Raw genomic sequence first — 22412 nt, 5'->3', positions numbered from 1 at the left:
GAGGATACTAATTTCCTTGAAATGACAAAACGGCATCAATTATCATCATAGAACTTATCACTTGAATTATCACAATAAAAAACGTAATATTTGCTCAAAATATACAACAAATAAGGATCTATTTATGAAAAGAGCAGTATTAGGAATTTCAGGTTTAGAGTTGACTCCTAAAGAAATTGATTTATTTAAAGAACATCAACCATTTGGAGTAATTTTATTTAAACGCAACTGCAAGAACGAAGATCAGCTTAAAGCTCTAACCTCCTCAATTAAGGTAATTCTACCTAAGTCAAAAATATTTATAGATCAAGAAGGTGGAAGAGTTGCTCGCCTTAAAGAACCTAACTTTAAAGAATTCCCAGCAGCCGATAGTTTTTCTTCAGAAGAAGAGGTTTACAACAATTATTTTATCATGGGAAAATATTTGCATTCTTTAGGAATAGATGTTAATTGTGCTCCAGTTGCTGATATCCATTATTCCTTTGCTCATAAAGTTATTGGCGACCGCAGCTTTGGAGAAAATGTTGAGCAAGTAGTTAAGTTTGCTAGAGCTGCCGCACAAGGATTAATAGATGGCGGAATTATTCCCATCATCAAACATATACCAGGACATGGAAGAGCCTTAGTTGACAGCCACCTAAAATTACCGGTAGTGGATAGTGATCTAAAAACCCTAGCAGAAACAGATTTTGCTGTATTTAAAGCTTTAAACAACTTACCAATGGCTATGACTGCTCATGTTATATTTAATGCCCTAGACACTAAGCTACCCGTAACTATTTCTAAAAAATCCGTTGATTATATTCGCAAAGAAATAGGTTTTGAAGGAGCTCTAATTAGTGATGCTATTGAAATGAAAGCTTTAGAAGGAAATTTTGCCTCCCTTAGCACTCAAGTATTAGAGGCAGGATGTGATCTAGTGCTCCATTGCACAGGTGAATTAAATGAAATGAAAGAAGTATTAGAATCTGTAGGGTAACCACAATTTATTATTAAAGGTTGTATAAATCTATCAATTGTACTATCTTTAATAGTCAACAGATTGTATTATTTAAGCAATATTAATGACGAACCTACTTGAATTAACCACCTCTAATTTAGATCTTGGACAAATTTTAACAAAGTCAGCAGAAATTGCTGCAAATCATGTCAGCGGAGCTGCATTGGGTGGGTTCTTATTCTCCATCCCAGGCGCTATATATGGCGCAAAAAGAATGATAGATGATCTAGACCTTAAAAGAGAACCTAAAACCCCTTCGGAAGCATTAGCAAAAGCATTTAAAGTTGTGGTATTTGTACCAAGTTTGGTTCCCATGGGAGCTGCCATGGGGGCCGCAATAGCCGCAGCTCCAGGAGCTCTAATTGGAGGAGCGCTTGGAGGGGAAAGATCTATAAATTTGCTTGCAACACCATTTAAAGCTATTATTGAAGCCTCATCTTATCTAGCCGAACCAACACAGTCATTTGCAAAACAAGCAATTGGTACAACTTATTCCGGCATAACATCTCATCCGGCAGCACTTGCAGTTGCTTCCACAGCTTTAATAACCGGAGGAATGGCTTATGGCCTATATAATAACTACGCTCAGGAAGCAAAATATAGCTCAAAAATTTTAGCTCCTTCTTTAAAAGAACAAGAACATATTCTGGATGATAATTTTAGAGCACTCCAAAATTCATTATCAACAAATTCATCCATGAATAAAGAACTTAATCAAGCTAATAATAAATTGCTAAAAGAATATTACGAAAAGAAAGAAATTAATTTAGAAACTGTTTTAAAACTACAAGAAGTTTATAAAAAAACAATGCAACACTTACCACAAGATAAGTTAGAAGAAATGTCAGAGCTTAGCATTAAGCTACTAGAAAATATTGGTAAATGCCAAGAATTAAGGCAGAATCATAGCTTAAAAGAAAAAGAATCTTTTGCTGAGAGAGAACAAAACAAGAAAAATAGCAAACAAATAAGACAACATTAGGGATGCTTTAAAGTTTTTCCCATGTCTATAGTTTCATGAAAGATTATAGAATAATAATAAAATAAATTACACATGTTAGCCATATGTCCAATAAAAATGAAACTAATAAAGACGAAGAAAACAACCAGAATTATTATTGTAGAATATTAGGCGCTCTTGCTTTCTCTGTAGGAGTAACATATTTATTAAGTTTCGAAACTCCCTTCCCTCAAGGAATTCTTGGGAAATCTTCCAATCAATATTTAGAATACACAGAATAAAGATTGTTTTGAGTATCTATAGATTTAATGCTATAGTGTTTTTAGAAAATATTTAAATAACCAACTGCGAACTATGACAGATTTATTCAACGCTAAAGCCACTATGGCCAATGCAAAAAACTATACAGCCCATGATATTGAGGTTTTAGAAGGACTAGAACCTGTTCGCTTAAGACCAGGAATGTATATTGGTGGGGTTGATAAAACTGCCCTACATCACTTAGTTAATGAGATCTTTGATAATTCCATGGATGAAGTTATTGCTGGACATGCTAGTGAGATAAAAATTAGCGTCAATAAAGATGGTAGCATCACTATTGGTGATAATGGCCGTGGAATTCCAATAGACCCACATCCAAAATTCCCAGAAAAATCTGCTTTAGAAATTATCTTAACCACCCTTCATTCAGGCGGTAAATTCAATAATAAAACTTATCAAACCTCCGCAGGTTTACATGGCGTTGGTTTATCTGTGGTAAATGCATTGTCTTCTAAATTATTGGTACAAGTGGTTAGAAACAAGAAGCTATTCCAGCAAGAATATAAACAAGGGATACCATTAGGGCCTATAGCTTCAGGAAAAAATCCTGATAAAATTGCTCATGGTACCATTATTCATTTCACCCCTGATGATGAAATTTTTGATCATGTTGAATTTGATCCAGCCAGATTATATAAACTAATACGCTCTAAAGCTTATTTATTTGGAGGAGTGAAAATACACTGGCACTGCGAGATTCATACAGAAAATATTCCAGAAGAAGAAACGATTTGTTTCCCTGCTGGTCTTACTGATTTCTTAAATTATCGTTTAGCAGATCACGACATGATTGTTCCAGAGATTTTCTCTGGCAAAATAGAAGTAAAGGGTAGTAAAATTGAATGGGCTGTTTCTTGGATTGTTAATGCAGATGATGGATTCATCTCATCTTACTGCAACACAGTGCCAACTCCATTGGGTGGCACTCATGAACAAGGAATGCGCAATGTTATACTAAAAGCAATTAAAGAATATTGTGAAAAAAGCGGAAATAATAAGAAAAGTAATCTAATCACTCAAGAAGATATATTAAGTGGAATTTGTGGCATTCTATCTATTTTTATTGCTAACCCTCAATTCCAAGGACAAACAAAAGAAAAACTAGTCAACTCTGAAATTGTTAAATTAGTTGAGCACGGAATTCGTGATCACATTGATCATTGGTTATATAGTAATATAGATAGATCTAACGCTTTAGCTGAGTTTTTTATCAATAACGCAGAAGAAAGACTAAGAGCAAAAAATAATCGTGATGTTAATCGTAAGACAGCTATTCAAAAACTACGTCTTCCAGGTAAGCTAACTGATTGCAGCAAAAAAGATCGTTCAGACACTGAATTATTTATTGTGGAAGGTGATTCAGCTGGTGGATCTGCCAAACAAGCGCGCAACCGTGAAAATCAAGCGGTTTTACCCTTAAGAGGAAAAATCCTTAACGTGGCAAGTAGCAGTGAAGATAAAATAAAAGCCAATCAAGAACTATCTGATCTTCAAGTTGCTTTAGGATGTGGAACTGGAGCTCATTATAAAAAGGATAAACTACGCTATGAAAGAATCATTATCATGACAGATGCTGACGTGGACGGAGCTCATATTGCTTCTCTTCTACTCACATTCTTCTTAAGAAAAATGTCAGATTTAGTATTAGATGGGCATTTATATCTAGCTAAGCCTCCATTGTTTAGAATTAACATTGGCGATAAAGTTCACTACGCTGCCAGCGATGCAGAAAAGGATAAAATTGTTAGCAAAGCTGGAAGGTCTAAGGTGGAAATAGGCCGCTTTAAAGGCCTTGGCGAAATGACAGCCAAGCAATTAAAAGAAACCACTATGGACCCTAAAACTCGTGAATTATTCAAAATAACTTTAGTGGATGATACTGAATCTGCTGAAGACACTACCGAAAGGCTGATGGGCAAAAGACCAGAGCATCGCTTTAAATTTATCCAAGAACAGATGATTTCCCATGGAGATGAAGTCTTAGAGAATCTAGACTTATAAAATCCTTGATTTAAATCTCCATATTTATCTAAATTTTTAGTACCTTTTGCTCTTCAGCTAATGTGCATCTTCAACATTTGTTTAATATATTTTTAATTATGAGCAAAGCAATCCATCAAGCATATTATTAGTAATATCAAATTCTCCTACAAAATTTAACGAAACACTCTCTAATTTTACGCTTAAACCTGCATCAAGCAATAAATTATTATATTCAACTGATAAATCACCAGGGTTTTCTTGAGAAGAGAAATTGGCCTGACTTCTCTGTTGACCACCACCTGAGGAATTAGATCCAGCCCCATCATCACAGCTTTCAGATGAACCCAAGCCCTCTCCTTCAGAAACATTATCTTTGAAAGGTACATTTCCGTATGGTTTTCCTCCGCCAGATGAACTATCATCTGGATCGTCATCTTCATGTTTTTTCAATTTTGTTGCAAAATCTCCAGTAGGAACCTTCTTATCTTGACTATCATCATCATCGTCGCTGCCATCACCAGAATTCTTCCAAGTACCTTCACCTTCGTCATCATCACTTTCCTGCTCATCAACTTTTTGATTTTCTGGATCACTATTTATAGGTGTATCTTCACCTGAACAATATTTTACTATTCTATTTATATCCTCATTCCCTTCATCATCGTTATCATCACCTCCATCATCGTTATCATCGTCTCCAAAGTTATCATCATCATCTTTTTTGAGAGGTGCTTTAGGAGCCATTGTCAACCGAGCTATGCAATAGGCTACGACACCACTTATGGCCCCAGAAATAATACTAATCTTTAAAGCCCAAGAGTCTGCCTCTGCAATCCGCTCTTTAAGATTTGATATTTCATCTTGATCTTCCTTAGATCCAACTATAATTCTTGCCATTTTGTATAACTTCCCTTAAATCTTTACTTGCTAAATATTTCTAACTTTAGCGACCTTTATTTAGTTAATAATTATTTATATATCAAGTACAGTGCTGTAAAAATATTAAAAAGTCAAGTTTTTTTATAATGATTATAATATTATATTTTCTTGTATATAAGATTTTATGGATATAACATTTATTTATATAAAATAACTAGAAGTTTGCCATGAATAAAAAAATTTTAAGAATAATGACTTTCATATATACTTTTATGCTAGCCTATAATCTAGCACAAGGAGAGATATTGGATATCTTAGAAAAATTAGGACTATATGAACCTGAACAAATCATCCCTCAAATAGATGAAGATGGAGCAGACGTTATTCTAAATTCTAATGAAGACTACTAGACTTTCCTCCCTTTATATTATTCTTGCATCATTAATCATATGAATATATTTTGTGAGAGAAAATTTTATATTTATAAACCCCAGGATTAATAATGATAGATTCAATAATTTGCCCAAAATGCAGTTCTCAATACGGATATGAAGATAGAGGAATGTATATTTGTCCGGAATGCGCTCATGAATGGACAGAAAATGACACCCATAATAATGATGATATTCTTAATGTGAATGACGCTAATGGTAATCCATTAAACGACGGAGACCATATCACAATTGCAAAAGATTTAAAGGTGAAAGGCTCATCAACTGTTTTAAAAATAGGTACTAAAGCAAAAATAATTCGTTTAATTGATGGAGATCATAATATTGATTGTAAAATTGATGGGATTGGATCTATGCTTCTTAAATCAGAATTTGTAAAAAAAGCCAAGAATAAATAATACAAACGCCCCTTCAATACTACTATTAAGATATAACGTTAGGATTTGATTTTAAGTTTTATCTTTAAGCAGCCAAGATTTTTCTTGTTCAGATAGAAATGGGGATAGTTTTTGATAGACTTTTTTATGATATTCATCAAGCCATTGTTGTTCATCAAGATTAAGCATTTCTGGTAGAATAAGTCTTTTATCTATAGGAACAAGAGTTAAGGTTTCAAAGGCTAAATAACCGTTATTTAACTCTTTCACCAGCATTAGATTTTCTATTCTTATTCCATATTCACCATCTTTATAATATCCTGGCTCATTAGAAAGAATCATTCCAGGCTTTAAAGAAACTTTACTATGCTTACTAATTCTTTGTGGACCTTCATGAACTGAAAGACAATTCCCTACCCCATGGCCTGTTCCATGGGCATAATCTTTACCCTTTTGCCATAAAAATTGACGCGCTAAAATGTCCAGTTCAGCACCTGAAGTTCCTTTGGGAAATATTGCTCTTGCTAAAGCAATATGCCCTTTCAAAACTAAAGTAAAATTTTTCTTCTGTTGCTGAGTTGGATTTCCTATTGAAACAACTCTGGTTACATCAGTTGTTCCTCCATAATATTGCCCACCAGAATCTAAAAGAAACAATCCACTTCCTGATAATGTCTTGTTAGTCTTTTCATTTGGCGCATAATGAATAATCGCTCCATTTGCAGCAAAAGCTGAAATAGTTGTGAAACTTGGATAAATAAATCTATCATTTTTCTCTCTATATTCAAGCAACTTACAAGAAACACTTAATTCGTTTTTTTCTTCAGCATTGTTGTCCAACCAATGTAAAAGTTTTGTTACAGCAACTCCATCAATAAGATGAATCTCTTTAGCGCAATCTATTTCAATATCATTCTTACAAGATTTTCTTAAAAGACATGGATCATCTGCTAATATTGGGTTATCAAGTTGATTGGCAAGCCAAGTTGATGCAGAATTTGGATCAATCTGCACCTGTTTTTTTTTAATTAATTTAACCCTCTCGGAAAAATCTTCTAAAGAATATGAATCTTTAGCGTTAGAAAATAACTCTATTGAACCATTTTGATGGAATATTAAATAGGAAAGAAGCATAGGATTATATGCAACATCATGAGCACGAATATTAAGCAGCCAGCAAATACTACTTGAATCAGTTATAATCAATGCATCAATCTTATTATTTACTAAATAATCTTGAATCTCTTTACGCTTATTATCAGAAGACTTCCCTGCATATTCTAAAGGATATTCAAAAACTTCACTTTGCTTCAGAGCAGGCTTATCATCCCAAATTAAATCAACTAAATTATCACATGGAACTAAATTATAATCCTTATAATATTCAATAGCTTTTAAGCTATATATTTTTGGATCATAACCTATTTTATTTTTAGGAATATGCTTAGATAAGTCAGATAAATTATAAACCTTTAAATTATCAGATAACTCTTGATGAGCCTGAAGGATATATCTACCATCAGTAAAAAATAGAGCTGAATTCTTAGTAATAACAGCAAGACCATTAGAACCAGTAAAACCGGTAATAAATTTTAAGCGATTTAAATGTTCTGGTACATATTCACTCTGAAATTCATCATTAGAAGGAATTAAAAAACAATCTATCCCATAATCATCAAAGATATCTCTTAACTTGATAATTTTAGCACTAACATTCATATTCATTTAGTTTTACTTATCATGTTTTTTACAATTTACATAAGTTAAACGTTGAATTAAATCTTTTGTATCTGCAATAACAACTGAAGAATTTGAACTAAATAACCTTCTATAAGCAACTACTAAGTCAAGATTCTGCTGTCTACTATAAAAACAATGATCTGGATCAGTAGTGATTTGATCACCAACATATGAATAATAAGTAACATAACACTTTTTATTAACCATACCTATTATAGTGATAGCTTTCCAAGCTTTAGCGTCTCTTAAGTCTGGAAAAGTACAGCTAGAAGGATTACATGAATTTAGATTCTTAACTATATCTGTATAGCAACTACCATATTCTTCTTTTAAATTATCCTGCAATGTTGCTGACCTAGCACTCGCAAAATTAGCAGTTAATAATATTAATACTAAAATACAAATCTTATTCATTTCTTCTCCTTTCTAAATAAGTAATTGAGTAGCCAAACTTAAGAATATACCAAAGCTTAACACATCCGTTGCAGTAGTCACAAACACTGACGATGCAATTGCTGGATCAAAATTTAATTTATCTAACACTATAGGTATGATTGACCCTAAGAACCCAGCCAAGGCAAAATTTATAGTAACCGCTAAACCAAAAACCAAACTTAATGTTGTATTTTGATGAAGAAGAGCTAAAACACCTCCTCCCAAACATGCTAAGACTAAACCATTACAGGTGCATGAAATAATTTGATTCCTTATCACTCTAAATATATTTAAAGAAGTAATCTCCTTACCTGCTATTGAAAGCACTGTAACAGTCATTGTTTGAGTTCCTGCATTGCCACTAATCCCTGCAATAATTGGCATAATTGCTGATAAAATAACAGCTTGCTGAATGGTATCATGATAGTGATTCACTACTAACGCACAAATACTAGTAGCCAAAAGACTAATTAACAACCAAGGAAACCTGCTTTTAACAACTTCAATCACATTCAAATAAACATCATCCTCACGAACACCACCCATATGCATAATGCTTTCCTCAGCGTTTTTATCAGTAACCTCAAAAACATCTGTTAGGGTAATCACCCCCACAAGTCTACTATGCTTATTAACGACAGGAATAGTAACAAAACCATATTTCTTAAACAAGAAAGAAACTTCTGTATCTTCCAAATCTGTTTGTACAGCTTTAATTGCCACATTCATTATTTTACTTATCAATAAATTACCAGGTTTTGAGAGAAGATCACTTAATCTAACGCTACCAATGGGGGTAAACTTAGAATTAGTAACAAAAATTTCATGAAACACTTCAGATGATTTTTGCTTACTTTTCATATAATCAATTGCCTGAGCTATGGTCCAATGCTCAGAAATAGAGATAAACTTCTTTTGCATTAATCTTCCAGCACTATCCTCTGGATAGGAAAACTCTTCCGTAATTTCTTTTGTCTTTGTTTTATTTAAATGCTTTAGTATTTCATCTCTTAACTCTTCTTCTAAGGAATCAAGCACATAAACTGCATCATCTGCATCAATTAAGTTCATAATTTTAGAAGTTTTTTTAGCACCTATCATCTCAATAACAACAGGAATAACGCTAATATCCAACTCCACAACTAATTGGCTAATTTGTTGTTCACTTAGTAAATTAAGAATTTTTTCTTTTTGGGAAGAACTTGATCTATTAAAGAAACCAGCTAAATCTGCAACATGTGAACTCTTAATGATTTTTCTAACTTCACTAGACGCCCCACGAGTCACCGCTTCTGCAAGAGAATTTTCAAATTCATCTTGATAGCGCTCAATATATTCTTCTGTGGATTGCTCTGTTAAATTCATCTCATTCAATTCAATAACGCCTATATTGAATGATATTATAGCTTTAATACTTAACAATGTCACCCTTTTAAGAATTTTTTTTAATAATTATTCTTAACTCAACTAAAAAAACTATAGAGTCATAATCACTAGCAACATTCTACACTTAATGAACAATTAATTGACTAAGCAATTAGCTTATCTTATCATTTACATAATCCTAATATTGATAACAAATTTGAAAGTCACATGGTGAATTTAAATAAGATTCAAATTCTTCCAGCAAATACCTTAGACTATCCAGTTATTCAGAATATAGGACGTTTTTATGTGTACGAGCTTTCTCGTTATTGTGGTTTTATTTCAAAAGAATGGAATATCCCTTCAGATGGTTTGTATGAGTCTTTTGATTTTAAAATTTACTTTGAAGATTCATCTAGAAAAGCATATATAATTAAAACCGAAGAAAATGAATTAATTGGCTTTGTTTTATTAAACAAAGAAGGAATATTGCCAGAAACAGAGCATAATATGGGAGAATTTTTTGTTTTAGCAAAATTTCAAGGGAAAAAAATTGGAGAGTTTGTTACATCTAAAATATTTCAACTTCATCCCGGCAAATGGGAAATATCCGTAATACCAGAAAACAAACCTGCTCTGGCCTTTTGGAGAAGAACTATTTCTAAATTAACTCAAGGCAATTATAATGAGGATATCAAGAATATTGACTACGATAGACATCAGCCTAAACGGTATATATTAAGTTTTTCAGCTCTATAGCTATTGCCTAACTCTCTGAAGATCGTTACTTTGAAAACTTTCTTCTCTGGCCTTAGAAGACCACTTCCCTAATTCTTCCGAAGATAATTTACTAGCAGGTGGTATAAACCTAGGGGTAAATTTATCTAGATCTAAAGACATTCCTTTTTGATTTAAAACTTTTGCTAATTCTATCACATTCATTTCTATTTTTGATATACTGTCCTTGGTAGATCCATCTCTAGCTTCTGAAGATTGGTAAGATAGTTGTTTCTGAACAAGTAAGAATTTGTTTTGCATTCTATCCATTAATTGACTTATAATTTGCTCTTGAATTCTATTAGCACTTTCTTTTTCAACTACTTCTACTTTTTCTTTTATATTATTAGCATTACCTTTAACATCCTCTAATAATTGACTTCCTACCGAATTAGAAGGAAATATAGAATCTTTCTGTAATGATTCCACCCGATTAATAATATTACCTATATGATCATTTATACTGGAAGGATGTTCTATATATGATTGTCGAGATTCAACCATTTTAAATTCATCTGGCCTATCTGGAGACCAATTCTCTACATAATATGGCTCCCCCTTCTTTGGCAAAGCTTCAGTTTTTGCTTTATGCACATCTAAAGACATTCCTCTTTTATTTAAAGATTTAATTACCCCAAACATAGCAGCTTCAAATCTAGATATACGTTTGTTACATTCACGCTCAGAATTACTACTAAGATTAGAATTCCTTGTATAACTTTGTATAATTGAAAAGTTATTTTTGATCTTATTTACTAATTTAGTAACAAGCTCTGTCTGAGTTTTATCAGGAGAAAATCTCTGAAGCTCATAGGAGTCTTCTAATATTTTTTTTAACTGATTTATACTGGTATTAATACCTCCAATAACCTGCCTTGCTGCATAAGGAGAGCCCATAGTATAGTTGGCAACTTCTTGTAATTTCTCTAAACCACCACTCTCTATATCATATAAATAACTATCTATGTCTAAACCTTCCATGATTATCTCCTCATCTCTTTAGGAATATTATTTTTTTGAGGAGAAAACCTCTCTATATCTAAAGATAATCCAGCTTTATTTAACGATGTCACCATCCCTATCATACTTTCTTCCATTTTTTTTACATGCTTAGCAAAACTATTCTCTCTATCATGATCAAACACACTTACAAATCGTTTAAAGTTCAATAAGTTAGATTGCAGAGCCTCCATAGTTTTAGTCACCACTGTTGCCTTAACTCTATTATCCATTGATATTGTAAACCCTTCAAGTCCTATTAAAGTTTGCCTCAATCTAGAAATACCACTATCAAATTTTGGAATTAATTGATTCAACAAATAACCACTATGTTCTGACATCAATCTTCTAGAAATATATTTTGACTTGGAAACCTGATCATCCATTTCTTTAATATATTCAGCCGTAGCATTTATTCCTTCTTTCATCAAAGACCTCTCGTCTCTTTAACTAAAAATAGAATTATACTTACCAATGGTTAATGAATGATTAATCTCTACTTCTGACATTTATCACAATAAAAGCTAGCTCTACCTCCTTGTTTTAATTTAATTATATAGCTATTACAAGATCTACATTCCTCCCCTTCCCTGCCATAAACATTAAATGAATTTTGGAAATATCCCTTCTCTCCGCTTACTGATGCATAGTCTTTTAGGCTAGAACCACCTTTCTTTATGGAAAGATCTAAAACTTCTATAATTTTACTATACAATAATTTCACTTCTTTTGAAGTTAAAGTATTGGAAGCCCTAAAAGGAGAAATTTTACTAAGAAACAAACATTCAGAAGCATATATATTGCCCACCCCAACAATATGTTTATTATCCATTAAGCTTAACTTTATTGGCTGCTTTCTCTTTAAAACCTTCTCTAAATAGCCTGAAGTAAAATTAGTATCAAATGGCTCAATCCCTAGATTTCTAATTAAAATATGATTTTCTAATTCGTCTCTCTTAACTAAGGTTATTAAACCAAAGCGACGAGGGTCGTTATACACAACCACGATGCCACCTTCCAAAATAAAGGAAAAATGATCATGCTTCTGATAAATATAATCCTTTTTTTTGATTAACACCTTACCTGACATTCCAAGGTGAACTAACAACACCTGATTATTACTTAAAAATATTTGTATATATTTGGCCCTTCTTACAATATCAATTATATTAGTGTTACTAATTTTTTGAACAATATCCGCAGGAATTTCTTGCCTTAATTTATGCTTTGTAAGATGATATACTTCTGTGATAGTTTGGTTTAAAACACTATTTCTTAAGCCTTGACAAATTGTTTCAACTTCTGGCAATTCTGGCATTATTTTTAAACCTCTTCATAACAATTTATACAACAACATAACATAAGGATCTAGAATGAAACAGGAAAATTTTATCTTAACTATTTCTTCTCCATCAGGAGCTGGTAAAACTTCTATTGCTAAAAAAATAGTATCTGTAGATTCTAAATTCGTACATTCCATTTCTGTTACCACTAGAGACAAACGTCCATTAGATGTTGAAGGCAAAGATTATTATTTTGTGAGCAACGAAAAATTCGAAGAAATGCTTAATAACAATGAATTCCTTGAATATACAAAGATTTTTGGAAATTTTTATGGATCACCAAAGTCTTATATCAAAGATCAATTGTCTAAAGGTCATGATATTATGTTTGATGTTGATTGGCATGGATCAGATTCTATTAAAAACCAACTTGGTAATTTAGTGGTGAGCATATTTATATTACCACCTTCAATGAAAGAGCTAGAACAAAGACTACGCTCACGAAATTCTAATTCAGAAGAAGATATTATAAATAGAGTAAAAAATGCACCCTTTGAAGTAAGTAAATATTCTCTGTATGATTATGTAATAGTTAATGAAGACTTTGAAGAAACAGTAAAAAAGATATTTACTATAATAGAAGCAGAAAGATTAAAACGTTGTGATTTTAAAGATTTTATTAATAAGCTAGTCAATTCTTAAGTAATTAACTAGCTTAGAAAAAGAACTAAACTTAAGCTAAAGCTTCTGCTAAAGCTTCTTCAGATAAATCTTGCCCACTTTTTGCTAAAATTCTGACTAAAGAGTTAATAGCATCTTTATGTTCTGGATTTTTAATTTTCATGAAGTTACGTGAAACTTCTATACACATTCTTTGACTTGGATTCGGATTAATATCAGAATCTACAACATTTAATGTTGAGTCCAATCCTTCATAAAAACTAGCAACAGATGTATTTAAATATTTAGCAATTAATGCAAGTCTTCCTGCAGAAACTCTGTTTGTACCAATTTCATATTTTTGCAACTGTTGGTGAGTAACTTCAATTTTTTCACCTAAATCTTGACGAGACATCCCATGTGCTAATCTTAATTCTTGAATTTTTGCACCAATATAACGATCAATTTGTTCAATATGTTCAACTTTTCTAGCCATTTTCTTACCTTATAATTATTATTATTCACTTGTTATGTTACTTGCGATTACAACAACTTAACATAAATTAACTATATGCGCAAGTCATTTTTAACAACTATATGTATAAATTTTAATCTTTTCAACTCAAGGATACATTTACATCCATTTACGAACCATCCTAACCACTGACTCTTCCTTGGTTAGAGAGATAACATCACTTCTATTAACCCACCTCAACTCTTTAGCTTCTCCATTATTAGATAACTCTTCATCACTTTTTACCTGGAGTAAAAACCTTATATCATAGTGATAATGAGCATTCTCTTTTTTGTTTTCTGGAATTAGATGGATATCTATATCAAAAATATTACCATCTACTGCTTCAATTGCATTAATTCCTGACTCTTCTTGCGCCTCTTTTATAGCAACAGCCAGAATATCTGAATCTCCATCTGCATGCCCACCAGGCTGAAACCATCTATTAAGCTTCCTATGATGCATTAACAGCGCTTTATCACCTTCTTTATTAAGCAACCAACTTGACCCAGTTATATGCCCTTTTTCTAACTCTCTCTCAAAACAATTATGATTCTCATTAACAAATATAATAATATCTTCTTTTGCTTTACTCTCTTCTTCTGAAGAAGGAATATATTTTTCTAGTAACTCAAGTAAATTATTTCTATGCATATTTAATCTCCATATATTATGTATGAATAGTTAGCATACAACCCCATATAATTCAATTATAACTTTATTGACATCTAGTTAACTTGTGTTTACCTTTAGCGATTATTAATTTAAATGAGTAAAGTATTATGATATTAAAAAGAAAGAAACCTATTAACACCAGAGTATTTTCTTCTGATGATGAGGAAATCATCCATATTCGTGGAGAATACTCAGAATTTCAAGTTAGCAAAACTAGTGGTAATATCATAGTTGAAGACAACATAGTAGGAAATATTGATCTTATTCAAGTAACTGACTTAGCAACAAATAAAACTACTCATCACAAAAACGCTAAATTCTTATATTACTACAAAGATTTAAATATGGTCCCAGTAACCAGAGAAGAACCAATACCAGTGGCGGTTACTATTGATGTGGAGCAAAAAAATGGAACATATTATATTAATGAACAAGACATCCTAAAGCATCAAATAGATTTAAACACTAATAAGTTTGAAATTACTAACGTCTATGATTCAAAGGGTGGAACTGCAACAGTAAAAGATGGACAAATCACTTTTAAAACCGATGATAATTATAAAGGAATAATGTCATTTAGATATTTGTTTGAAAATGAATTTGGACAATCATCCACAGAAAAAAATCCCGTTCTTTTAAGAACCCCAGACCTACCAAAAGATGAAAAATTTATTCAGCAATTATGGTATTTAGAAGATGTAAATGTTCTTCCAGTTTGGGATAAATATACTGGAAAAGGGATAAAAGTGGCGGTTTATGACAGCGGCTTCTTTCCTAATCACATAGACATAGACAATAATGTTATACATAGAGATGATTTCTCTGTTTATAACAGCCACATAATAGGCCTTCAACAACATGCTCTGCAAGTTGCAAGTATTATTGCCTCCGAAAGAAATGATAAATTTTATGTTGGAATTGCACATAATGCAAAAATAGGAAGTTATCAAGCACTAAGATCAGGTCACCCTAACCATAATGATTTAAGCTTCTTTTTAGATTACGATGTGATCAATAATAGCTGGGGATCAGATATTCCTTTTAATCCATCTAAAGAACGAATCGAACTACATAGACAAGACTTTAAAAAAGCGGCAAGCCTAGGAAGAGACAATCTTGGAAGCATAATAACCTTTGCCAGCGGCAATTCTGGAGGAATTGGCCTTGACTCGAATTATGATGGATTTATGTCTGGGCCGCATATTATCATAGTGGGGGGAATAAATAAACCACTCGATCAATTATTTATGGAAAAACATATACCATATTTTGCATCTCACGGAGCTAATATTTTAGTTTCAGCTCCAGCTTCAAATATTTGTTTATTATCAAATGATAACTTTGAGATATCTAATAATTTTAACTCCCAAGATTCCAATAGCGTTAACATCCAGGGAACCTCTTTTGCAGCCCCTATAGTGAGTGGAATTATAGCATTAATGTTAGAAGCTAATCCAAACTTAGGCTATAGAGATGTTCAAGAAATATTAGCCTCTTCTGCTAAGATAGAAACAAACGGGCTTCTACCACAATGGTCTTGGCAATATAATAAAGCTGATAATTGGAATGGTGGAGGACAGCATTTTAGTCATCAATACGGTTTTGGTAAAGTTGATGCTCAAGCAGCTGTGAAACTTGCAGAGTCTTGGCCCTTGCAACAAACAATACAAAACCTTAAAACCACACAAAATTATTATCAATTAACTCGTCAAATAGTTACTTCTATAGATTCATTTAAAATTGATGTACCACAAAACGGAATAGTTGAGCATATTGAACAAAGCGTTAATATGGGTATTAGAGGGAATATTCAGGATATTAACCTATATCTAACATCTCCACAAAATACCACAAGTAAGTTGATGTATAATTTTTTACATAATCCTGTAGAAAATAAAAAGTTATCCAGCTTTGAAATATTAGATAAGCTCAAAATTCATTCATTACCAACAGGAATAGATTGGAACTTTGGCAGTACTAACTTCCGTGGAGAAGAAATGAAGGGGACATGGACATTTACTGTGGAAGTTAGAAATAGCCCAGCCATTGCTAATAACCCACAACCACCACAAACAACAGAGGCCGTATACATTAACGCTCTAGACATTAAAATTCATGCTAAATCAGACAATACATTAAAACAAATGATTTATACTGATGAATTTAAATCATCCATAGAAGATACACAACAAGATAGAAAAAATATCTCTGTGGATCAAAATATTGATATTATAAATGGAGCAGCTTTAAGCTCTGGAATTGATATAGATTTAGATAATAATATAGCAATTATAGATCAAGTTGAAGTAAAGCTAGATAAAGACATCAAGCTTAAAGGAATTATTACTACCGATCATGATGATAAAATTACCATCTCAGATAATCAAAAACTTACTATCAATCTAAATGAAGGAGATGATATAGTTGAGTTTTATGGTTATGATAATATCATTACCTTACAAAAACAGACTGGAATAATCACCATCAATCATTTTGAACAAAATTTTACTATAGACACAACTAAACTAGGTGAAGGACATTGCTGGCAACTTAACAATGGATTTGAAAGTAATATAATAATTGTAGATAATAGCTTAGCTGTTAACGAATATTATGAGCAATATTAGTTTACACTAGCCAGATTGGATAATCTATGCTATAAAGAAACGTCTTAAAAATCCTTAAATAATAAATAGTGAATTAGAATGCATAATATTAGAAATTTAGCAATTATTGCCCATGTTGATCACGGTAAAACAACTATGATTGACTCAATGTTTAATCAGTCAGGTATATTTCGTGATAATCAAAAACGCTCAGAAAGAGCTATGGATTCTAATGATCTTGAAAAAGAACGCGGGATTACAATTCTAGCTAAATGCACATCAATTGAACTTGAAGACGTACGCCTTAACATTGTTGATACCCCAGGCCATGCTGATTTTGGTGGAGAAGTTGAACGAGTATTATCCATGGTGGATGGAGTTCTTCTGCTAGTGGATGCTGCCGAAGGTCCTATGCCACAAACAAAATTTGTTTTAACCAAAGCTCTAAGCCTAGGATTAAACCCTATAGTTGTAATTAATAAAGTTGATCGTTCAGATGCTAGAGTTAATGAAGTATTAGATGAAATTTTTGATCTATTCGTTGCACTAGATGCAAATAATGAGCAATTAAGCTTCCCTGTTTTATATGGATCAGGAAGAGCTGGATGGGTTAGCCTTGAGCAAGATGAAGTAGGAGAAAATTTAGAACCTTTATTCAACATAATAAAAGAATATGTCCCTGCCCCTAAAGTGGAGAAAGAAGCTCCATTTTCTATGCTTGCAACTATTTTAGATTACGATCCTTATTTAGGTAGAATGCTAACTGGTAAAATCTATAGTGGAATTGCAAAAACTAACATGCCAGTAAAAGCTCTTAATATCAACGGTGAACAAATTGAGTTAGGTAGATTAACAAAAGTATTTGTATTCCGAGGTGTTGAGAAAGTTGCGGTTGATCAAGCTGAAGCTGGGGATATTGTATCTATTGCTGGACTTATTAAAGGATCAGTAGCCGATACTATTTGCTCTACAGATGTTGTAGATTCAATTCCTTCAACCCCTATTGATCCTCCAACAATGTCGGTTACTCTAACTGTAAATAACTCTCCTTTTGCTGGAACTGAAGGAACTAAAGTTACTTCTAGGGTAATTGGTGATAGATTATTTAAAGAAGCAGAAGTTAATGTGGCGATTAAAGTGACAGAGACAGAAACTAAAGATGCATTTGAAGTTGGTGGAAGAGGAGAGTTACAATTAGGAGTTCTTTTAGAAACCATGCGTCGTGAAGGTTTTGAAGTTTCTGTATCTAGACCTCAAGTATTATTCCAAAAAGATGAGAATGGAAATCTGTTAGAGCCTATTGAAGAAGCCCTAATTGATGTCGATGAAGAATTCAGCGGTATTGTAGTAGAGAAACTAACCATACGTAAAGGCGAATTGCAAGACATGCGCCCTTCGGGTGGTGGAAAGATTAGATTAACTTTCCATATTCCTTCACGTGGTTTAATTGGCTACCAAGGAGAATTCTTAACTGACACCAAAGGTACTGGTATTATGAATAGATTGTTCCATGGATACGGTCCTCATAAAGGAAAGTTAGAAGGAAGAAGAAATGGCGTTCTAATATCCATGGAAAAAGGTATTACAACATCTTATTCTCTATGGAATCTTGAAGAAAGAGGAGTATTATTTGTTCATCCTCAAGAAAAAGTATATGTGGGAATGATTATTGGCCAACATAGCCGAGATAATGATTTAGAAGTTAACCCTATCAAAGGAAAACAATTATCCAATATTCGAACCACATCTAAAGATGAAGCAATAAAACTAACTCCTCCTAAAGAGATGAGCTTAGAACAAGCTATTGCTTACATTGAGTCTGACGAATTGGTAGAAATAACTCCCAAAAATATTAGAATTAGAAAGAAATATCTTGATCCAAATGAAAGAAAGAAACTATCAAGGCAAGAAAAACAATAAACAACTATAAGGATCTAGCCTTTGAAGATTTATCATGATATTTCTTGGTTTTCTGATGAAAATTCTTCTCAACAGGAGGGGTCTCTAAAGCTTCTTTAACTACTAGCTTTGCAGATGATTGTGCTGCTCTTAATTTTTCCTCCTGTTGTTCTTTTTGCATTTCTTTAATATTACTAGCTAATTCTTCCTCTACTACAGAAACCACTTCAGGATTATGAGATTTAACCTTATCTTGGTGAAGATAACTATTTATGGTCATTAAAATTGCTAGACTTGCTGCTCCTACAGCTAATTTTACTGAAGGACCAGGAATTCCTGTATATTCTTCAATCAGAGTATCACTAATTTCTCCGGCTGCATGGGAAATATACCTCATAGCCTCACCTGAAAGCTTTTTTGATAATAAATAATAATCTGCCGCCTTAGTGAATTCCATTCTATTAAGAAGAGCTTTACCACCTGTCATTTTCCATAAATTTTTATATGCTGCCCTCCTTGAAGCTGAATAGACTCCTCCAGACAATGAACCGCTCCCTAAAGCACCTACAACACCATGAGCCACTATATCTGGTATGTCACTCTTAAAGTCAAGAGCTTTATTTGCTACGGCTGCACTCATAGCAGCTCCACTTGACTTAGCCAAAGTAAGCAAAATATCTTCGTCATGAGATTTAGCAAAAGTTTTAATAGCCTCTTTCATTGGAAGGGCAGTATCTTTAGGACGAGTTCCAGTTGTGGCGTTTACTCCAGCTCCACCATATACAGTAGCAGCTCCATAACCCAACCTAGATCCAATAGAGGAAAATCCCTCTCCTCCAACAATTCCTTTAAATGATTGATCAATCACAACATTACAAAATGTTTCAAACATTGTTGCTTTTCCTGGATTTTTTCTTGCTTTTAATACTCCTTCAGTAACATCAGATAATGTATCAAAAGCACTGGATACGCAACCATATAAATAATTGGAGGTGCTATTAAGGAATCCTTCCATATTCTTAGAAGTAACCTCTTCTACAGGGGCTGGAAACACCCCCTCTCCCTCTAAAATTTTAACTCTTTCTTGCACTGCATTTATAACTGATTTAGGGTAATATTCATGTAACTCAGCAACTCCTGTAGGGCTCGAGGCATAACGAAGAAGCAACGCCTCTTGCCCAGCATTTGCTATTGATACCACTTCAGGAAAAGAAAGTTCTTCCTGGCTTGTAACCTTCTTTAAAATTCCAAGCTCCTCTGCTGGATTATTCAGATTCATTCTTATATTTTCTAGATGCCGAGCTATAAAATCCTCTAAACGATCATCTGCCCTTTTTATCATAAATTTCAACTCTTTACATAAAGTAGCTCAATTATTAGTCTACAATAATAAATCAGTTTAAAAAGATATTTTTATTTAACACCATAATATAGCTCTAATTTTTATATTATTTAAGAGATTTGAATTCACAGTAATTATCTTGACACTCTATTCAAACCTTAATAACATGACAATGATATAGCAACATTGATAAATAAGAGCAATATGGCAGATTCACGTTTCTTTCATAATAATGGATCAATATCTTTAAGAAAAATTATTGAGCTAACAGGAGCTTCTCTTCAAATTGAAACTGATCAGGATACAATAATTGAAGATGTTGCACCTCTTGAATCAGCAAACCACAAGCAATTAAGCTTTCTAACTAACAGTAAATATCTTTCTTCATTTAAAGAATCTAAAGCTGGCTTCTGTTTTGTTTATGAAAAATTTGTAAATCATGCCCCCTCATCTATGGTTACCTTAAAACATAGCAATCCATACAAAGCATATGCTATTGTGGCAAATGAATTTTATGCAGAAAAAGAAATAAAAGGCAAAATTTCTGATACTGCAGTAATTTCGAAAAAAGCACAGCTAGGAGATAACTGTAGCATAGGAAACTTTGTGGTAATTGAAGATGGAGTTGTTATTGGTAACAATAGTTCAATTGATCATAATAGCGTTATAAAGCGTAATGTAGTTATAGGAAATAACACAAAAATTGCAAGTAATGTTACTATTTCACATTCTGTTATTGGCAATAACGTAATAATTCATCCAGGAACGAGAATTGGACAAGATGGATTTGGCTTCGCTTCTGATCATACAGGCCATTTAAAAGTTCCACAACTTGGAATAGTTAAAATTGGTGATTTTGTAGAGATTGGGGCCAATACTACTATCGACAGAGGGTCTGCTCAAGACACTATAATTGGAGATATGTGCCAAATTGATAATTTAGTTCAATTAGGACATAATGTACAACTTGGTAAAGCCTGCGTAATTGTAGCTCAGGTTGGAATCGCCGGCAGTACCAAACTTGGTGACTTCGTTATACTTGGAGGACAAGTAGGAGTTGCAGGACATTTAAAAATTGGTAATCAAGTGCAAGTGGCTGCACAGTCAGGAATTGCTCAAAATATAGAAGACAAACAAATTATGGGAGGTTCTCCCGCTGTGCCTATTAGACAATGGCATAAACAAACTTTCTGCCTAAAAAAACTAGCTAATAAGGATAAAAGCTAATGGATAAACCTGTTATGAATATAGAAAGAATTATTAAAATGCTACCACATCGCTACCCTTTTTTATTAGTAGATAAAGTAATTTCTGTTGATGAAAAGGAAGAATCTTTGGTGGCACTTAAGAATGTAACTTTTAATGAACCACATTTTACTGGTCATTTTCCAGATACGCCTGTTATGCCTGGGGTTTTAATCATTGAGGCATTGGCACAAGCTGCTGCACTTTATGTTCTAAATAGTATGAATATTGAAACATGTGAAGACAAAACTGTCTATTTTATGTCTATAGACAATGCAAAGTTTCGTCAAATTGTTTCTCCAGGGGATGCCTTGCATCTTCATGTTAAAAAAGAACGCGGTCGTGGAAAAGTATGGAAATTCAGCGGAGAAGCTAAAGTAAATGGTAAATTAGTGGCAGAAAGCTTATTTACTGCGATGATTGCGGAGAAATAATATGGCAAATGTAATTCACCCGACAGCTATTGTTATGGATGGAGCCACCCTTGGTGATAACAACCATATTGGTCCATATTGTATTATTCATCCAGAAGTAACCTTAGGAAATAATAATATCTTAAAATCTCATGTAGTTTTAGATGGAAATACTGTTATAGGGAATGACAATCAATTCTTTCCATTTTCATCTATTGGCTCTCTTCCACAAGCAAAAGCATATCCTAAAGAAAAAGTCACATTAGTTATAGGTAACAATAATATCTTCCGTGAATATACAACGGCTAATCCAGGTACAGATGCTGGTGGACTTATTACAAAAATTGGAGATCATTGTCTATTCATGGCTTCTAGCCATATAGCACATGACTGCCAAGTGGGAAATGACGTTATCCTTGCAAATTGCGTTGCTCTTGCAGGACATGTCCATGTGGGAGATTTTGCTATAATTGGTGGATTATCCGC

At 32.9% G+C, this 22412-nt stretch carries 23 protein-coding genes; 13 read left to right on the top strand and 10 right to left on the bottom strand.

Annotated elements, in window-relative coordinates; genetic code table 11:
* The first annotated feature begins 124 nt into the window (after nt 1-124).
* From nagZ to parE, 4 genes are all read left to right on the top strand, one after another.
* Complete coding sequence (gene nagZ / locus N4A31_06560; protein MCT4635880.1) at nt 125-979, top strand: beta-N-acetylhexosaminidase; 855 nt, start codon at nt 125-127, stop codon at nt 977-979.
* Nucleotides 980-1064: 85 nt separating this feature from the next.
* A complete protein-coding gene (locus N4A31_06555) occupies nt 1065-1982 on the top strand; it encodes a hypothetical protein (protein MCT4635879.1) in 918 nt (305 codons plus the stop codon).
* Nucleotides 1983-2065: 83 nt separating this feature from the next.
* Nucleotides 2066-2242: a hypothetical protein gene (locus tag N4A31_06550; GenBank protein ID MCT4635878.1), complete on the top strand. Its 177-nt coding sequence runs from the start codon at nt 2066-2068 to the stop codon at nt 2240-2242.
* Nucleotides 2243-2315: 73 nt separating this feature from the next.
* Nucleotides 2316-4283: a DNA topoisomerase IV subunit B gene (gene parE, locus N4A31_06545; protein ID MCT4635877.1), complete on the top strand. Its 1968-nt coding sequence runs from the start codon at nt 2316-2318 to the stop codon at nt 4281-4283.
* Between the two features lie 96 nt (nt 4284-4379).
* On the opposite strand, the gene N4A31_06540 is transcribed toward parE, so the two are convergent.
* Nucleotides 4380-5162, bottom strand: coding sequence for a hypothetical protein (locus N4A31_06540; protein MCT4635876.1), 783 nt, complete (start codon nt 5160-5162; stop codon nt 4380-4382).
* A 209-nt stretch (nt 5163-5371) separates the two neighbouring features.
* Here N4A31_06540 and N4A31_06535 point away from each other — a divergent pair, with 209 nt between their 5' ends.
* Both N4A31_06535 and N4A31_06530 read left to right on the top strand, forming a co-directional pair.
* The gene (locus N4A31_06535; protein MCT4635875.1) at nt 5372-5554 is read left to right on the top strand and encodes a hypothetical protein; all 183 of its coding nucleotides are present in this window, start codon (nt 5372-5374) and stop codon (nt 5552-5554) included.
* A gap of 92 nt (nt 5555-5646) precedes the next feature.
* Nucleotides 5647-5994: a zinc ribbon domain-containing protein YjdM gene (locus tag N4A31_06530; protein MCT4635874.1), complete on the top strand. Its 348-nt coding sequence runs from the start codon at nt 5647-5649 to the stop codon at nt 5992-5994.
* 51 nt (nt 5995-6045) lie between these two features.
* Here N4A31_06530 and N4A31_06525 read toward each other — a convergent pair whose 3' ends face one another.
* Genes N4A31_06525 through mgtE form a run of 3 tightly spaced genes read right to left on the bottom strand, consistent with a single transcriptional unit; the run spans nt 6046 to nt 9570 of the window.
* On the bottom strand, nt 6046-7698 hold the full coding sequence (locus N4A31_06525) for an aminopeptidase P family protein (protein ID MCT4635873.1): 1653 nt from the start codon (nt 7696-7698) through the stop codon (nt 6046-6048).
* A gap of 6 nt (nt 7699-7704) precedes the next feature.
* Nucleotides 7705-8127 (bottom strand): hypothetical protein, encoded by a 423-nt coding sequence (locus N4A31_06520; protein ID MCT4635872.1) that lies wholly within the window; start codon nt 8125-8127, stop codon nt 7705-7707.
* A gap of 12 nt (nt 8128-8139) precedes the next feature.
* On the bottom strand, nt 8140-9570 hold the full coding sequence (mgtE, locus tag N4A31_06515; GenBank protein MCT4635871.1) for a magnesium transporter: 1431 nt from the start codon (nt 9568-9570) through the stop codon (nt 8140-8142).
* 171 nt (nt 9571-9741) lie between these two features.
* Between mgtE and N4A31_06510 the strand changes: the two genes are divergently transcribed.
* Nucleotides 9742-10272 carry a GNAT family N-acetyltransferase gene (locus N4A31_06510; protein ID MCT4635870.1) on the top strand — a complete coding sequence of 177 codons (531 nt, stop codon included), beginning with the start codon at nt 9742-9744 and terminating at the stop codon, nt 10270-10272.
* Here N4A31_06510 and N4A31_06505 read toward each other — a convergent pair whose 3' ends face one another.
* The 3 genes from N4A31_06505 to mutM form a co-directional block, all read right to left on the bottom strand.
* Entirely contained in the window at nt 10273-11271 is a 999-nt protein-coding gene (locus N4A31_06505) for a hypothetical protein (GenBank protein MCT4635869.1), read from the bottom strand.
* A 2-nt stretch (nt 11272-11273) separates the two neighbouring features.
* Complete coding sequence (locus N4A31_06500) at nt 11274-11717, bottom strand: hypothetical protein (GenBank protein MCT4635868.1); 444 nt, start codon at nt 11715-11717, stop codon at nt 11274-11276.
* Between the two features lie 68 nt (nt 11718-11785).
* The gene (gene mutM / locus N4A31_06495) at nt 11786-12607 is read right to left on the bottom strand and encodes a bifunctional DNA-formamidopyrimidine glycosylase/DNA-(apurinic or apyrimidinic site) lyase (GenBank protein MCT4635867.1); all 822 of its coding nucleotides are present in this window, start codon (nt 12605-12607) and stop codon (nt 11786-11788) included.
* 55 nt (nt 12608-12662) lie between these two features.
* On the opposite strand from mutM, the gene gmk reads away from it, so the two are divergent.
* Nucleotides 12663-13274 (top strand): guanylate kinase, encoded by a 612-nt coding sequence (gmk, locus tag N4A31_06490; GenBank protein ID MCT4635866.1) that lies wholly within the window; start codon nt 12663-12665, stop codon nt 13272-13274.
* A gap of 31 nt (nt 13275-13305) precedes the next feature.
* Here the strand turns inward: gmk and N4A31_06485 are convergent, their stop codons facing one another.
* Together N4A31_06485 and N4A31_06480 are read right to left on the bottom strand one after the other, a co-directional pair.
* Nucleotides 13306-13728, bottom strand: a complete 423-nt coding sequence (locus N4A31_06485; GenBank protein ID MCT4635865.1) for a helix-turn-helix domain-containing protein — start codon at nt 13726-13728, stop codon at nt 13306-13308.
* A gap of 138 nt (nt 13729-13866) precedes the next feature.
* Nucleotides 13867-14400 carry an NUDIX hydrolase gene (locus N4A31_06480; GenBank protein MCT4635864.1) on the bottom strand — a complete coding sequence of 178 codons (534 nt, stop codon included), beginning with the start codon at nt 14398-14400 and terminating at the stop codon, nt 13867-13869.
* Nucleotides 14401-14528: 128 nt separating this feature from the next.
* Here N4A31_06480 and N4A31_06475 point away from each other — a divergent pair, with 128 nt between their 5' ends.
* Nucleotides 14529-17048, top strand: a complete 2520-nt coding sequence (locus N4A31_06475; protein MCT4635863.1) for a S8 family serine peptidase — start codon at nt 14529-14531, stop codon at nt 17046-17048.
* Nucleotides 17049-17126: 78 nt separating this feature from the next.
* Nucleotides 17127-18947 carry a translational GTPase TypA gene (gene typA / locus N4A31_06470; GenBank protein ID MCT4635862.1) on the top strand — a complete coding sequence of 607 codons (1821 nt, stop codon included), beginning with the start codon at nt 17127-17129 and terminating at the stop codon, nt 18945-18947.
* A 4-nt stretch (nt 18948-18951) separates the two neighbouring features.
* On the opposite strand, the gene N4A31_06465 is transcribed toward typA, so the two are convergent.
* Nucleotides 18952-20268 carry a hypothetical protein gene (locus tag N4A31_06465; GenBank protein MCT4635861.1) on the bottom strand — a complete coding sequence of 439 codons (1317 nt, stop codon included), beginning with the start codon at nt 20266-20268 and terminating at the stop codon, nt 18952-18954.
* A gap of 204 nt (nt 20269-20472) precedes the next feature.
* On the opposite strand from N4A31_06465, the gene lpxD reads away from it, so the two are divergent.
* The 3 genes from lpxD to N4A31_06450 all read left to right on the top strand — a co-directional run.
* On the top strand, nt 20473-21495 hold the full coding sequence (gene lpxD / locus N4A31_06460) for a UDP-3-O-(3-hydroxymyristoyl)glucosamine N-acyltransferase (protein ID MCT4635860.1): 1023 nt from the start codon (nt 20473-20475) through the stop codon (nt 21493-21495).
* Complete coding sequence (gene fabZ, locus N4A31_06455; GenBank protein MCT4635859.1) at nt 21495-21947, top strand: 3-hydroxyacyl-ACP dehydratase FabZ; 453 nt, start codon at nt 21495-21497, stop codon at nt 21945-21947. Before lpxD ends, fabZ begins: the two co-directional genes overlap by 1 nt.
* 1 nt (nt 21948) lies before the next feature.
* A partial coding sequence (locus tag N4A31_06450; GenBank protein MCT4635858.1) for an acyl-[acyl-carrier-protein]--UDP-N-acetylglucosamine O-acyltransferase occupies nt 21949-22412 on the top strand: 464 nt, incomplete at its 3' end.

The organism is Rickettsiales bacterium, assembly GCA_025210695.1.
GTDB lineage: Bacteria > Pseudomonadota > Alphaproteobacteria > Rickettsiales > CANDYO01 > CANDYO01.
Note: the sequence above shows the minus strand (reverse complement) of the source record. Positions and strands in the feature narration are given on the sequence as shown.

Coding starts and splice junctions, on each gene's coding strand:
- nagZ (MCT4635880.1), top strand. CDS start 125: ATGAAAAGAGCAGTATTAGGAATTTCAGGTTTAGAGTTGACTCCTAAA.
- N4A31_06555 (MCT4635879.1), top strand. CDS start 1,065: ATGACGAACCTACTTGAATTAACCACCTCTAATTTAGATCTTGGACAA.
- N4A31_06550 (MCT4635878.1), top strand. CDS start 2,066: ATGTCCAATAAAAATGAAACTAATAAAGACGAAGAAAACAACCAGAAT.
- parE (MCT4635877.1), top strand. CDS start 2,316: ATGACAGATTTATTCAACGCTAAAGCCACTATGGCCAATGCAAAAAAC.
- N4A31_06540 (MCT4635876.1), bottom strand. CDS start 5,162: ATGGCAAGAATTATAGTTGGATCTAAGGAAGATCAAGATGAAATATCA.
- N4A31_06535 (MCT4635875.1), top strand. CDS start 5,372: ATGAATAAAAAAATTTTAAGAATAATGACTTTCATATATACTTTTATG.
- N4A31_06530 (MCT4635874.1), top strand. CDS start 5,647: ATGATAGATTCAATAATTTGCCCAAAATGCAGTTCTCAATACGGATAT.
- N4A31_06525 (MCT4635873.1), bottom strand. CDS start 7,698: ATGAATATGAATGTTAGTGCTAAAATTATCAAGTTAAGAGATATCTTT.
- N4A31_06520 (MCT4635872.1), bottom strand. CDS start 8,127: ATGAATAAGATTTGTATTTTAGTATTAATATTATTAACTGCTAATTTT.
- N4A31_06510 (MCT4635870.1), top strand. CDS start 9,742: ATGGTGAATTTAAATAAGATTCAAATTCTTCCAGCAAATACCTTAGAC.
- N4A31_06505 (MCT4635869.1), bottom strand. CDS start 11,271: ATGGAAGGTTTAGACATAGATAGTTATTTATATGATATAGAGAGTGGT.
- N4A31_06500 (MCT4635868.1), bottom strand. CDS start 11,717: ATGAAAGAAGGAATAAATGCTACGGCTGAATATATTAAAGAAATGGAT.
- mutM (MCT4635867.1), bottom strand. CDS start 12,607: ATGCCAGAATTGCCAGAAGTTGAAACAATTTGTCAAGGCTTAAGAAAT.
- gmk (MCT4635866.1), top strand. CDS start 12,663: ATGAAACAGGAAAATTTTATCTTAACTATTTCTTCTCCATCAGGAGCT.
- N4A31_06485 (MCT4635865.1), bottom strand. CDS start 13,728: ATGGCTAGAAAAGTTGAACATATTGAACAAATTGATCGTTATATTGGT.
- N4A31_06480 (MCT4635864.1), bottom strand. CDS start 14,400: ATGCATAGAAATAATTTACTTGAGTTACTAGAAAAATATATTCCTTCT.
- N4A31_06475 (MCT4635863.1), top strand. CDS start 14,529: ATGATATTAAAAAGAAAGAAACCTATTAACACCAGAGTATTTTCTTCT.
- typA (MCT4635862.1), top strand. CDS start 17,127: ATGCATAATATTAGAAATTTAGCAATTATTGCCCATGTTGATCACGGT.
- N4A31_06465 (MCT4635861.1), bottom strand. CDS start 20,268: ATGATAAAAAGGGCAGATGATCGTTTAGAGGATTTTATAGCTCGGCAT.
- lpxD (MCT4635860.1), top strand. CDS start 20,473: ATGGCAGATTCACGTTTCTTTCATAATAATGGATCAATATCTTTAAGA.
- fabZ (MCT4635859.1), top strand. CDS start 21,495: ATGGATAAACCTGTTATGAATATAGAAAGAATTATTAAAATGCTACCA.